The following is a 13,644-nucleotide window of genomic DNA, read 5'->3' on the forward strand; positions in this document are numbered from 1 at the left end:
TGCAAATAACCGTCGTCATAAGTCGATGGAATGCCGTAATTCATTCCGCCGCCGAAGTAGGAACACTTGAAGACTGTCATGTTTTTGATGGTTCTCTCAGGAAATTCCTGACCGTCGAAAGTCAGGCAGCAGGTCATGTTTCCGAACTGAAAGACGTTTTTCAGTCCGGCGTACAGCGCGGCGACATCAATGTTCAAACGCTTCAGAAAAGACTGGAACGTTGTCTTGACGTTAAAGACTTCGATCGACCGGCTAATCACTCCGATGCTGGAATTTGCTAGAAAATACCGAACGATTTCCTTCCCATCTTTGACACATTCGATTTTCCCGACGTCGGCGAGATAGGAAACGGCATTTCTCGGATCGTCGGTAATCGGAGTTCGTTCCGGAAAGAGTTTGGCAATATCGCAACTGCTTCCAGCTGTTAAATAAATCAATTCGATATCCGGTGAAATAAGACGGTCATTTTCCATGACGCCGTTGAGAACTTCATTCAGCGTGCCATCGCCGCCGAAAACATAAAATTGGCGCCTGCCGTTTTTGGCTTCCGTCCGCGCAATTTCCGTCGCATGTCCGGAAAAGGTCGTTTCCCGAGCATCGACTTGCAGACCGAACGATTCGGCTCTTTCCATAAACGCCTTCCAACGACTGACGGCTTTCCCTCCGCAAGCCAGTAAGTTGCAGATGACAAAAATCTCGTTCGGATTATTTTCCTTCAGTGAAGCGATAAATCCTCCCAGATCGGCGCGTCTTGCAAGCGTCGAATCATCGCATCTTTTTCCGAATCGTTTTTCCGAAATGCCGCATACAAATTGACCGGAATCGAGATACGCAGGAAACCTCTCGACGCTGACGAGACTAATTGGCTGTCGGGAAATCCGAACCGAAACAGGCGATATTTTTTCCGGTTCTTCGCAACTATAAACCGCACCAGATCGCGGACGGCGAAATCACATCCTTCGGAAAACACAACATGCCGAACGGCGATTTCGGCGATCGGTTCGCCTTCTGGCGGCAACAAATGAAACGGCGATGTCAGAAACCGAACCGTCTTTGCGGCGCCGCCATATTTTTCGATGACGGTGCGTTTGAAACCAGACTGATCCCAAAATGAGAGCGCGGCGATCAATTCTCCACCTCGCACAGCCACAATAAAATTCTCCAACGAAAAACCGGGTTGTGTCAATAGCCGGTCGAAATGCGACTCGGAAATGAATGGATTCAATTCAAATTGCCGGTAAAACTCGATGAACAATCGACGCAAGTCTGGTAAATCTTCAGCACGGCAGATTCGGATTTCGAGATTTCGGGAAGTCGATCGCCGGAAAAACGGGATCAAATAAGTAACCCGGAAAGTCTTCAGCAGATCGAATCCCGGGATTCCTGCTCGTCCGGAAAGGAGCGAAATCATCGCCTGATTGCGCTTCATGGCAAGGATTACGCCGAAACGCGCATCGCTGGAAAGCAGAAAATCGGAAACGGCTCGCATTAGGCGGAAAGCCGTTATGCCGTTTCGGGCGGAATGGCGAATCTTAATGCCGCCGATATAGGCAATGCGCAGAGGTTGGTATTCAATCAAAACCGACCGGAAGGAACAACCGACCGCGCCGAGAATCTTTCCCTGCTCTTCGGCGACAAATACTTGCGCATCTTCGCCCTGCAAATTCGCCAAAATAAAATAATCAGGCGACCGATCGACACCCACGACCAATGAGGCATTCATTGGTGTCTCGCGCGACAATTCCAGTAGTTCGCTGTTATCTTTCGGAGTGGCTATACGGATGTTCATCGACGCTTTCTTTCATCGCCAGAAAAGTTACCGAATGTTCATTTTCCTTTTCAATATAAATTTCTAACGTGGCGGTTCGGACTTGATTCGCCAGATAAGGAAAACCATATAGAAGGAATATCTGAAATTTCAGCGATCCGTACCCGACGGAAAGGCCAACTGATCGACGAAAATATCCTGAAATTCCGGATCCGCGGCGAGCGGAACATGCTCAACTTTTTGGAGGATTTCGTCGAAATTATCTTCACGGAACAGCGCGAGCTTTGCACCTCTCAGCGCCGTATTGCCCGATTGAATTAAGACACTGTCATTGAAATTCAGCAGGCCAATTCGTCTGGCGCTGGATAAATTGATATAGTTTCCAAATGCTCCCGCTATATGCACTTCATGCAAATCGGATTTCTGGAGCGACAATTGTTTCAACAAGATTTCCACACCGGCAGCAATCGCGGCTTTTGCTAATTGTAATTCCCGAATGTCGTTTTGCGTAATCGAGACCGGCGGAATCAGTTCCAATATTTTTCGTGAATCCAACAACCGCCCGCTCGAAGCGATCCGACCGAGTTGCAATCCGCAGGCGACAGCATCGACCAATCCACTTCCGCAGATTCCTTTCGGCAAACCATTCCCAATGATTTCGTACGCCAATTGTTTATCACGAATAGTCACTTTTGAAATGGCGCCTGTCGATGCGCGCATTCCTTGTGAGATTTTTGCGCCCTCGAACGCCGGCCCGGCCGCAGTCGATGAACAGAGAATTCGCCGTTTATTTCCGATCACCACTTCGCCATTCGTTCCCAGATCGATCAGGCCAATCATTTCTTCGGATTCCGACATGCCGACGGTGATAATGCCAGCAAGCAAGTCACTTCCGACGAATCCACCAAGGCATGGCAAGAAGATAACGTCCGGATTACTCCGAAAATTCCATTTCAGATCGCTCGCCTTCCAGACGAATTCTCCGTCCTGCTCAGGCTGAAACGGAAATCGTGATAGCGGCAAAACATCGATACCGTTGAACAGGTGATGCATCGCCGTGTTGCCAACGATGACGATTTTTTTCAGCGGCAGATCTGATTCCGTCAGCAATTCGCCGATCATTGCGCCAAGTTTTTTAAGAATCAGATTTCGCAAGGTCGCCGCACCGCTTTTATTCAAAGCAAAGTCGATGCGACTCATGATGTCCGCACCATGTTGGGCTTGTGGATTCAGCGCCGACCTAACGCCAAGAATATTGCCGTTTCGCATATCCAGCAGTTGGACGACGAGCGTCGTCGTTCCCAGATCGATTGCCACGCCAAGCCCTCCGACATATTTTGCCTGAATTCCCGTTTCATCGCCAAGAATAGCAGTTTCAAACTGTATTAATTCAAGCGTCACTGGTTCAAAAACTCGGCATTGACATGCCATCCGTAACCCATCTTGGATTTCTTGCTCCGAGAGTTTTCGCCGCTGAACGTCGTTGAGTTCCAGATTCCCGTTAATGATTTTTACCAAACAACCTCTGCAGAGTCCCTCGCCACCACATGGAAACTCGACGCCGAAGTCCCAGAGAACATCCTTCAGGGAAACGCCGGATTTGACTTCAATCGTCTTTCCCAGCGGCTCCAGACGGATTTTAATCACAGATTTTTTCATGCGGGAAACTAATCGCATTTTCCCAAAAAAGCAACGATGGGTTGAACTTCTCTGCCCAATTCGGTAATTTTTTTATTAAATTACTCAAAGTCGATTGTCTCACTTGAAAGGTTGACGATGAAAGGAATGATTCATGTTTACACCGGCGACGGAAAAGGGAAAACGACCGCCGCGTTGGGTTTGGCGCTTCGCGCTTACGGAGCGGGACTTCGCGTAGTGATTTTCCAATTTGTCAAAGGTCAAATCTATAACGAAATCAAAGCTATCCGCGAATTTTTACCCGCGATTATTATCAAGCAATTCGGACGCAAATGCTTCATCCGATCTGAGCCGGAACTGGAGGATATTCGCCTCGCGCAGGAAGGTTTGAAAGAAGCCAAACGCGCCGTCGCGGACGGTCAATACGATCTAATCATCCTCGACGAAGCAAATATTGCCATTTATTTCAAACTGTTCACTGCTGATGAACTGCTGGAACTCATTCACTCCAAACCCGAAGGCGTCGAACTCGTGATCACCGGCAGAAAGGCCGACCCGAAAATTCTCGCCGCCGCCGATTTAGTGACGGAAATGAAGGAGATCAAGCACTATTATCAAAAAGGAATTCCAGCCAGACCGGGAATCGAGTATTGACAGTTTTTTTGGACTACGTCAGTAGAACAGACGCAAGTTTATAAGTGGAGATCTACTGTTTAAGACTTCCACGGATATTTACCTTCGAGATAACCCCTGTGGTCCGTTTCAACAACATTAGAATTTACGAGAGCGCATTACTAAGATTTAGCATTTTCGCTAACACTGTCTCTTCGGTCAATTCCTTTTTGGCAAGTAACTTAAAGTAATCGGCGACCATTTTGGAAAATGGTTTGCTTTTTGTATCTGAAGTACTTTTATCCTTCTCAATCTGTCTTCAAAAAAATATTTGCCAAATTAGGTTGCCCTAATTAAATTAGCGCCGCATGAAAAATGAAGCGCTAAACGAACAGAATCTCTCCCAAGCACAAGAAGACTATCTCAAGATCATCCTCGACCTAATCGGCTCCCACCGCGTCGCCCGCATTAAGGAAATCGCTCAGCGCAAGAACGTTAGCATGCCGACCGTCAGCGAAGCCATGCGAAAATTGGCGCAAGACGGACTGATCAATTACTCCGCACATGAATTAATCGAATTAACCCCTCAAGGAGAGCAAACCGCTCATCAAATAACCGCCCGGCATCAATTCCTCCGTTATTTTTTACAGGAAATCCTGAATATACCAACCGATACCGCCAACGCCGAAGCATGCGCGCTGGAGCATCATCTTAGCGCAGAAACGCTCGAACGATTGATTCTGCTCTACCAATTTTTAACCAACTGTCCGCGTTTCGATGAAAATCTGATTGAAATTTTCCGACAATGTCTGACGGCGGAAAACCAGCCTGACCACGCCGAGTGCCACGATTGTTTCGTCAAAATCGCCTTTCCGCATACTCTGCCCGACCATCACACCATACATATCCGGTTAGCGGACTTACCAGAAGGACAGGAAGGCGTCATCGTGATTCTGGGCATAGAGGCAGAAAAACGCCGTATTCTCATCGGACAGGGATTCGTTCCGGGCGCTACTATTAAAATGGAACGGTCGGCTGTCGGCGATCAACCCTTCATCGTCAAATTAAAAGGGCTTCAGAGCAAAATCAGTCCCGAACTGGCGAGACTGATCGAAGTCGCTGTTCAATCGGAAAACCAGCAAACAAATATGAATACTAATGAAACAGTTGTAACCCCATCAAATTTAGCCGGAGTCCCGACCGGTCAACGTTTCCGCATTAAAAAAGTATGCGGCGAGGGCGAAATCTGGCAACGCCTGATCGACCTTGGCTTCATCAAAAACGAAGTCGGCTTGGTCATCCGTGAGGCTTTATTGAAAGACCCGATCGAGGTCGAGATCAAAGGCACGCGCGTTTCTCTCCGGCGCAGTGAAGCCCGGTTGATCGAAACCGAGGTCCTCAATTGAATTTTCATCGTCGCGCCCGCCTCCGTTACGGCCACGCCTCAACGGCTTCATCTGATAATGCCACAACAATCCGCATCGCATTAGCTGGCAATCCGAATTCCGGTAAGACATCAATCTTCAACGCTATCACCGGTCAGCATCAGCATATCGGTAATTATCCGGGCGTAACCGTAGAGAAAAAGTTCGGACGGATACGCTACAAAAATGATCTCCTAGAAATTATTGACCTGCCCGGCACTTACAGTCTGACAGCTTATTCGATGGAAGAGATTGTCGCCCGGGATTTTGTCATCCAGGAAAAACCGGACGTCATCATCGATGTCCTGGACTCGACCAATCTGGAAAGGCATCTTTATCTGCTATTGCAATTTCAGGAACTCGGCGTGCCTTTAGTCGGCGCTCTGAACATGTCCGACGAATGTGAGGCTAAAGGCATTCATGTTGACCAAAATCAAATGTCCGCCATTCTGGGAATTCCGCTCGTTAAAACGATCGGCAATAAAGGTTCTGGGTTGGGAAAATTGCTGGATACCGCTATTCAGGTTTCTAAGGGAAAACTACCGGTCGATCAAAGGCATTTAACTTATGGCGATGATGTCGAAACCGCGCATAATCAGATCATCGCATTGCTGGGAAGCGATCCTGCTTTTACTCGGAAATATCCGCCTCATTGGCTCGCAATCAAATTGCTTGAAAAAGACCGTGACGCCATTCAAAAAGTCCAGCATGGGCATACACAGGCTACCACAATTTTAGCAGAAACTGACCGCATCCGGCAACATCTCGAAAACCATTTTAAGGACGACAGCGTCGCGATTATCGCCGAACAACGCTACGCTTACATCAATGGCACAATCCGCGAAACCGTTACAGTCGCCCGTACTCGTCCCGCAGTCGATCTGACCGAACGCATCGATCGAATCGTACTCAACCGATTTCTTGGCATTCCGATATTCTTGTTGGTGATGTTTTTAATCTATCAGGCAACTTTCGGGCTAGGTAATCCCCTGGCCGGTTATATCTCGGATTTGTTTACGCGTCTATCAGAAATTATCAAGGATTCAATGCCTCCCGGACAGTTTCGGGATTTTTTAACGGATGGATTGATTGCCGGAGTAGGCGGCGTACTGGTTTTCCTGCCATTAGTTGTTTTACTCATGCTTGGGTTGTCCCTGCTCGAAGACACCGGTTATATGTCCAGAGCGGCATTCGTCATGGACAAGTTATTCCATATCTTTGGCCTGCATGGACGGAGTTTTATCCCATTCATGTTAGCAACCGGCTGTGCGGTGCCTGCCATCATGGCCGCCCGTTCCTTAGCCAATAGGCGCGACCGAATCATCACCATTTTGGTTACGCCGTTCATGATGTGCGGAGCCAAAACGCCGGTCGTCGCTATGTTAGCCGCGGCTTTCTTTCATGAAAAGGCCGGATTGGTTTTTTGGGGCGTGTGGTTTTTCGGCTGGGTCGCGGCATTGACGACTGCCCTATTTTTCCGGAAAACCTTCTTCAGGGGCGATCAGAGTCCGTTCGTGATGGAACTGCCGCCTTACCGACTGCCCTCCCCGCACAGCGTTCTGATCCACATGTGGCAGAGAACGCTGTCCTATATTCATAAAGCCGGGACGATCATTTTGGCTGCGGCCATCATTATCTGGTTTGCTCTCAATTATCCCAAACCAGCCTCCACAATTCAGCCAGTCGCCGCACATTCCGGAATCGAACTAAGCCAATCCGCACCGCTGACAACGCCGGAGCAAACCCTGCGTTCCAGTTTTGCTGGAAAAATTGGAGTCGGGCTCGAACCGGTCTTGAAATTAGCCGGTTTCGACTGGAAACTCGGCGTCACTCTCGTCGCTGGTATCGCCGCGAAAGAGGTCATCATTTCCACGTTAGGCATTCTCTACGGCATCGAAGAAGAAAATCAGGCGCCGGAAGATCATGCGAAAATGACAGCAGTGGGTTGGCGGATCAGTCGCGATCCAGCGTACTCGCCGCTTATCGCTTTTGCATTGATGATTTTCGTAATGCTTTATATTCCCTGCCTTGCCACCTTAGTCATGGTCAAAAAGGAACTCGGCAGTTGGAAATGGCCGCTTTTTCAAGCAGGTTATACGCTGGTGCTCGCTTTCTTAATGGCGGTTATCATTTTTCAGGGTGGATTGCTATTTCGATCCGTTTTCTGAGAATCAAAAAAATCTAAACTAAACTTGATTGTTGGAATCGACCGTAACCTCAGATTTAAATCCGATAAAAAATGATGATAATACTGAATTAAAAAGGCGGGAAATTCCCCGCCTTTTTAACTTATTCTGAGATTGCTTCTTTATTGTACGGAATGATGTCCGAATTTCCAGCGTTTGTTGCCCACATGATACGGAAACGCCCAGTAAGTCGCTTCAAACGGAGCATTTTTATCGAAAATAGACGACAAGTTAATGACATCAAAGAAGGTGCGACACATCGGTGAACGTTGTCCATGAAGTCGAATTTCGCCGACGAATGAACCGTCATTTTCCGGATCTTCGAGCGGTTGTCTAAATTTCATCATGCCACGAGTCACACCGTAGTGAACCAGCGCCAGTTCACCCGGTTCATAAAAGAAGGGGTCAGGATTGGTGACATCAATTTCGACCGAATATTTTCCGCTCGGACGCAGACTCGCAATATTGGAACGGTCGAAGAAAACGCTCAATAAAGTATTTTCTGAGTCGTTAGATAATTCGATGGTGAGACTGTCATCCCGCAAACTAAGATGGGTAATTTCGATAGAGCAGTTCTCCGTGCGAGAGATAATCGGTGAAAATGCTGTTACGCGCCAGTCTTTCCTATCGTCGCCGGTGTCGGCTACTTTATGAAGTTTGAGCCGCTGATAGGCGATTTCGGTGAATGGTTTTGAAACGGAATCGGCAATACCGCGATTCACTGTATCTCTTAGAATCACGATAAATTTCCCAGATGTCGTCGTCTTTATCAATGCTGTCGCCGACGAATCGTCAACCAGTGTAATATCTGTTTCCATGGTCGGCTTGGTCGCGATTTTCCTGCCGAATTTGACTAAACGATAATTCATTGGAAAAGTATCGCCGGTCGCTTCGGACAATTCGCTCAGAGATTCGTAAACAGATTCCATTGCACCAGAATCATTGATGCCTTCAGTGACAACGGCGTTGTCCGACTCTACGATCTCTTTCAGTGCTGAAATCAAGTCGTTCTTTCCGGAAGTCGGCGAGTCACAGCCGATGATAAAAAGTGCGAGTATCAGCATGATGGCACTGCCAAATCTAGCTTTTGCGTTCATTTGGATTCTCCTTCATATTGAATGATTAGTAGGTTTTTTATTAGATTTATGTTTCCGGTTAAGGCTTCGATAGCGCAATTACGAAAGAAATAATCGTAAAATTCGGGCTGGAAATCTAAAATCGTATTCAAATGCAGAATCGGCATTTTAACAATATCGGTGTGCTCGAATAATTCCCGAATTGCCTCGCTCGAAAAGCCAACAACATGAATGGCATCGCAATCGAGTTTTTGAGCTTCTTTAAATTGATCGACCGTGTTGACTTCTACATCGAATCGGATTTTTTTTCGAATATCGCCGATTTCCGATTGAAGGTGTTTCAGCGCTTTTTCCAAGCCGCCGGCGTATTTCACATGGTTTTGGGTAACGTAAATCGCATTTTCCAGTCCGTGTTTGGAACTGACACAACCGCCGGTTTCCAGCGCAATTCGGTCGATGACTTCAAAGATCGGTGAAACGCTCGCACCGGGAACGAGTTTTTTCCCAACTTTTTCGAGAAATTGCACCGCCGAGCGCGTCGCCGTGGCAATTCCGGACATTCTGCCGACAATCCACGTGACGAGCCGTTCAAGTTTCAGAATTTCGGCGCCGTTTCCTTCGATTTGACAAAGGACGGTTTGGCCGTGAATTAGGTCGCCTTCGTTTAGGTTCCAGCGTAATTTCACGCGCTCGCCAGCCGGGCTGAAAAGCGCCGAGATGACTTCTTTTCCCGAGAAAATCCCGCTTTCCAAAGCGACCAATTCGCCTTGAACGTGAACGGGATACAGAGAAACATTCTCCGTCGTCAAATCGCCCGAACCGATCTCGATTTCCTTCATCCAGTCGAGGACGCGCAACACGGCGGAATTATTCATGTTCTTCTTCCATTTCTTCAAAGTCTTCGTTGGATTCATCCATCATCGGTGGATACGGCGACATTCCGGGTTTCAGAACGCCCCTTCCGAATGGAGCAGTTTCCGGAAAATTTTTCATCTTAGTCTTTTGTTCAGGTGTTAAAATCTTCCGAAATTCCATCCGCTCATCAGTACTTAATACGAACAGCAGACCGCGAAGATCGTTCACTTTTTTCACTTTGATGTCGATGTCTTTTTTCGCTTCGTCTTTTTGAATCGCCTCTTCGAGTTCGATCCGTGCAACTTTCAAATCGGCATTTAGTAGAATCCGTTTCTTGGCGAATTCAGTGTTCATTTTATGCATCCGCTCTTTCTGAGCATCAGTCAGTTCAAGACGATCGGCGATCTGTAAAAGCGGTCTTTCAATTCCGGCTTGCGGTGTCCGCCGGATAATTCTTTTCTCGATCATTCTCTGTGGAGCGGCAAAAATCTGAGAACTTAGAAATAAAAAGACAATTACGAATGCGGTTAAATGTTTCATGGTCTTCCCCTGTCTATAGGTTTTTTGGGTCGATCTTTGGCGTCGAGCGTCCGCATCAAACACTCTCTGAACTGCGTCTCAAAATACATATATCGCATTTGTTGTACAGACGTCAGGATGTCGGATATGCCGAGGATGAATTGCTCTTTCATTTTTGCTATATCTGTTTCAATTTCCGCCAATCTTCTGGCTGTTTTCCGAACATCTTCGTCCGTAGGGCTGAAATCCGGCTTTTCGGATTTTTCAAACATTTCCCTAAGAAGACGGTTACGTTCACCTTGTTTTTTCCGAATCGCTTTTTCATATTCGTGCAGTTTCGGAAAGAACACCGTCGATTGCTCGGATGACAGGTCTAAGAACTCTGTCATTTTCCAGATACGGATATTTTCCAACTTTTGCCGCCGGTTCTTGTCCATTCCGTGCATAGAGTCTTCCTGAGAAAATGCACCAGCGATCGGAATTAACAAAATGACGAAGTATAAAAATATTTTATTCATATCAGCTCCTATTACCACGTCAATTTTTTCATAATGAAACGCTCTTGATTTCATTAACAAAGGACTCGAATTCACTCTCGTCCATCGCGCTGGACGCCAGAACATACCGGTCGATCGGTAACTGTTGCTGATCTTCGAGAATGTACCGCACGACGGTTTTTTCATATTCTTCATCCGAATTCGACAGATTCAGAGCATCCGACAATTCTGCGAAAAATGTCTCGTTCAATGCCAATTCATTTCCCGATAAAGCGGCGATGGATTCGTTCTTCTGGCGAACGTTTTCCCACATAAAAATCGAGACTGTCAAAACAACGGCAGTCAACGCACCGAACGCCGGAATCGCTCGCCAAAAAATCCGACGACGGATTCGACGTTCATCGATCCGCCGGTTGAGATTGACGATTAACTCGCTTCCATAAGCATCGGGCGTCTCAACCTTTTCAGCAATCATCGATTTGCGGATCGACAACGCTTCCTTATAAAAAGAAGCACAGGATTCGCAAGTCTCGCAGTGCAATTCCACCAGCGAACGTTCGTCGGGCGAAGCAACATCTTCGATTAGTAACGGAATCAATTCCCTGATGTTTTTACAACGATTCAAAATTCACTCCTACTTTATTTAACAATATTCGGAGGTTGTTCACGGCGTGGGAAAAATTCACCTTTGCCGCGTTCTCCGTGCACTCCATGATGGCGGCGATTTCCTTGAAAGACAACTCCTGATAAATTCGCAACATTACCGTAACCTGTTGCCGCGGCGGTAGTTTTCCAACCGCACGTCTGAGAATCTCTCTCAATTCTTCCGATGGAGAGTTCGGCACTTCTTCTCGAATAGAATATGCGCTTTCCAAATTTAAAAATTGATGCAATTTCTCCCGTCGCAGATAGTTGATCGCCGTGTTGACGGCAATCCGGTAAATCCATGTCCCCGGTTGAGATTGATAGCGAAATTTTGAAAGATTTTTGTACACTTTCAGAAATGTCTCCTGCATCAGATCGTCCGCTTCTTCGTGACTTCTAACCATTTTCCGGAGCAAACTGTAGATTTTCTGGTGATTTTCACGTACCAGTTGGTTGAACGTAACTTCATTTTCTTTTAACTCTTTTGGATGCTCCAAGATTTCAAATTCCCGTACACAACGTTTTAGACGACTATTTCCCGATAAAAGTTAAATATGTTTCTCCGTACCGCATCACGAGTCCATCTCATTTTGAATTCTAACAAATTCCGATAAATCTCTTTCCGTTTGGTCAAGTCGTTCATCAGTCACGAGCGTTTCAACAATCTTTCCACGCCGGATAAAATACAGATAATGCTTCGTCACGTTCAATCCCGACCATTTCTTTAGCAACAACGCATACAAATCCAGTTGAGCGCGATATTTTTCCAGCAGTGCTTCAGGAATTGATTCACCGATCCGGTCAGACTTAAAATCAATGATGCCAAACGAATCCGAAGCATCACGCAAAAGACAATCGATCATTCCTTCGACAATAACGCCGACAAGTTTTCCAATAATTCCAATTTCCCGCCTAATTTCCGTCGCCGAATTCAGCACCGCTCTTAGCGGATTGCCCTCCTGAAGTACCATCAGCGCCCAATCGGACAATATTTTTCTCAGTTGGTCTTTTTCTTCGATAGACATCAGAAACGACGCGAGCGATTCCTCTGTTTTTTGCGTAAAATCTTCCAAGTTCTGGAAGTCCCATCGACTGAAAATCTGATGAATGAGTGTTCCAATCTCAGTCGGAGAAATCGGATGCCGATCCATTTCCGGCGTAGCGGCGATTACCACAAATTGATACCGTTTTGCGACAAATTCGGCGAAGCGCGTCGGCGTTATTTTCACTTGACTGACGGGCATTTTCACCGGCTCAACCATTCTCCAAATATCGTCGGGCAAATTGACCGTTGATGACTTTTCCAATGATGAATCAGCCGATCCGGATTTCCGGTAATTTTCAAACAATTCCGTAATTGTTTTCTCGTGTATGACGAATAGCGATTTTCCCAAATTAGCGTCCACATACGGTTTGACAAAGCGCCAGATCGATTGATTCAAATTCTTTTTCTTGCGGGATGTTTCGTCGGCAGAAAAAACCAGCAACGATTGCGCACGTGTCGCCGCGACGTACAGCAGTCGTTTTTCTTCTGCCTGCGAGCGTTTATCGTCGCGAGTTTTTAGGTATTTATATAAGAATGACTGGCGATCATCGAACGGCATTTTCAGACTGAGCGCCATGCCTTCGCCTTGATGAAAAACCAACCGGTCTTTGTTGATGTTGAGTTTTGACGAAAGAAACGGCACAAAAACGATTGGGAAATCCAGACCTTTAGACGCGTGAATTGTCATAATCGTCACGGCATCTCCGGTTTCCGACGACAAATTTGCTTCTCCCTCACGCACCTCTATCGACCGGTAAATACTGATTCTCCGAATAAAATCAATCGGCGTAATGTTGCCTGCATCGCTCCACTCCAAAGCCAACCCGCAGAGTTTTTGAATATTTGCAACAGCCTGATCGCCGTCAGACAATGTACCGATGATTGTAAGATAATCAGTCTTGGATATAATTTTCGTTAGAATTTCCGCCGTCGATGTTCCAGAAAGGTTTTCCCGAAGTTCGGAATAGACCGAAAAAAACCTGTCCAACCGAGCTTTTTCTTCGACTTCCAGAGAAACCTCGTTGGGTAAGATTCCTGCAAAATAATTCCGAATTCCCTCGAATAATCCCGATCCAAAACTGAACTTCGTCAGCGTATAATCACTTATTCCGAACATCGGCGATCGTAGAATAGCGATGAGCGCGACTTCATCGTAAAAGTTCAGAAGAACTTTAAGAAAATTGACGATATCCTGCACTTCCCGACGATCATAAAATCCAATTCCGCTTGCGACGTAGAAGGGAATTCCGAATTTCCGAAATGTCGATTCGATTTCTAACTGGTGTGTCCGAGAACGTAATAGAACGACCATATCACCGAATTTTGCCTCACGAATCGGTTCCGCTTTGATTTTTACAACCGGTTTACCGACAAAGTCA

General features: G+C 46.6%; 13 protein-coding genes. 3 read left to right on the plus strand and 10 right to left on the minus strand.

The genetic code is table 11. From position 1 onward, the window contains the following. The 3 genes from COT43_02780 to COT43_02790 form a co-directional block, all read right to left on the minus strand. On the minus strand, nucleotides 1–632 hold a 632-nt coding region (locus COT43_02780; GenBank protein PIS29945.1), incomplete at its 3' end, for a hypothetical protein. Between the two features lie 83 nt (nucleotides 633–715). After that, a complete protein-coding gene (locus tag COT43_02785) occupies nucleotides 716–1,789 on the minus strand; it encodes a hypothetical protein (GenBank protein ID PIS29946.1) in 1,074 nt (357 codons plus the stop codon). A gap of 129 nt (nucleotides 1,790–1,918) precedes the next feature. Beyond that, nucleotides 1,919–3,445, minus strand: coding sequence for a hypothetical protein (locus tag COT43_02790; protein PIS29947.1), 1,527 nt, complete (start codon nucleotides 3,443–3,445; stop codon nucleotides 1,919–1,921). A gap of 108 nt (nucleotides 3,446–3,553) precedes the next feature. On the opposite strand from COT43_02790, the gene COT43_02795 reads away from it, so the two are divergent. From COT43_02795 to feoB, 3 genes are all read left to right on the plus strand, one after another. Next, a complete protein-coding gene (locus COT43_02795; protein ID PIS29956.1) occupies nucleotides 3,554–4,060 on the plus strand; it encodes a cob(I)yrinic acid a,c-diamide adenosyltransferase in 507 nt (168 codons plus the stop codon). 326 nt (nucleotides 4,061–4,386) lie between these two features. Further along, nucleotides 4,387–5,424, plus strand: coding sequence for a hypothetical protein (locus COT43_02800; protein PIS29948.1), 1,038 nt, complete (start codon nucleotides 4,387–4,389; stop codon nucleotides 5,422–5,424). 68 nt (nucleotides 5,425–5,492) lie between these two features. After that, the gene (gene feoB / locus COT43_02805; GenBank protein ID PIS29957.1) at nucleotides 5,493–7,610 is read left to right on the plus strand and encodes a ferrous iron transport protein B; all 2,118 of its coding nucleotides are present in this window, start codon (nucleotides 5,493–5,495) and stop codon (nucleotides 7,608–7,610) included. Between the two features lie 140 nt (nucleotides 7,611–7,750). On the opposite strand, the gene COT43_02810 is transcribed toward feoB, so the two are convergent. The 7 genes from COT43_02810 to COT43_02840 form a co-directional block, all read right to left on the minus strand. Continuing rightward, nucleotides 7,751–8,725, minus strand: coding sequence for a hypothetical protein (locus tag COT43_02810; GenBank protein ID PIS29949.1), 975 nt, complete (start codon nucleotides 8,723–8,725; stop codon nucleotides 7,751–7,753). Next, a complete protein-coding gene (locus COT43_02815) occupies nucleotides 8,722–9,618 on the minus strand; it encodes a hypothetical protein (protein PIS29950.1) in 897 nt (298 codons plus the stop codon). Before COT43_02815 ends, COT43_02810 begins: the two co-directional genes overlap by 4 nt. Continuing rightward, nucleotides 9,572–10,099: a hypothetical protein gene (locus COT43_02820; protein PIS29951.1), complete on the minus strand. Its 528-nt coding sequence runs from the start codon at nucleotides 10,097–10,099 to the stop codon at nucleotides 9,572–9,574. The genes COT43_02815 and COT43_02820 overlap by 47 nt, the downstream gene beginning before the upstream one ends. Continuing rightward, nucleotides 10,096–10,596 (minus strand): hypothetical protein, encoded by a 501-nt coding sequence (locus tag COT43_02825; protein ID PIS29952.1) that lies wholly within the window; start codon nucleotides 10,594–10,596, stop codon nucleotides 10,096–10,098. Before COT43_02825 ends, COT43_02820 begins: the two co-directional genes overlap by 4 nt. A 28-nt stretch (nucleotides 10,597–10,624) precedes the next feature. Beyond that, the gene (locus COT43_02830; protein PIS29953.1) at nucleotides 10,625–11,200 is read right to left on the minus strand and encodes a hypothetical protein; all 576 of its coding nucleotides are present in this window, start codon (nucleotides 11,198–11,200) and stop codon (nucleotides 10,625–10,627) included. Continuing rightward, complete coding sequence (locus COT43_02835; protein PIS29954.1) at nucleotides 11,187–11,720, minus strand: hypothetical protein; 534 nt, start codon at nucleotides 11,718–11,720, stop codon at nucleotides 11,187–11,189. Before COT43_02835 ends, COT43_02830 begins: the two co-directional genes overlap by 14 nt. 72 nt (nucleotides 11,721–11,792) lie before the next feature. Further along, nucleotides 11,793–13,644, minus strand: a 1,852-nt coding sequence (locus tag COT43_02840) for a hypothetical protein (protein ID PIS29955.1), incomplete at its 5' end; no start/stop codon positions are given.

The sequence above is a fragment of the Candidatus Marinimicrobia bacterium CG08_land_8_20_14_0_20_45_22 genome, from assembly GCA_002774355.1.
GTDB lineage: Bacteria > Fidelibacterota > UBA2242 > UBA2242 > UBA2242 > 0-14-0-20-45-22.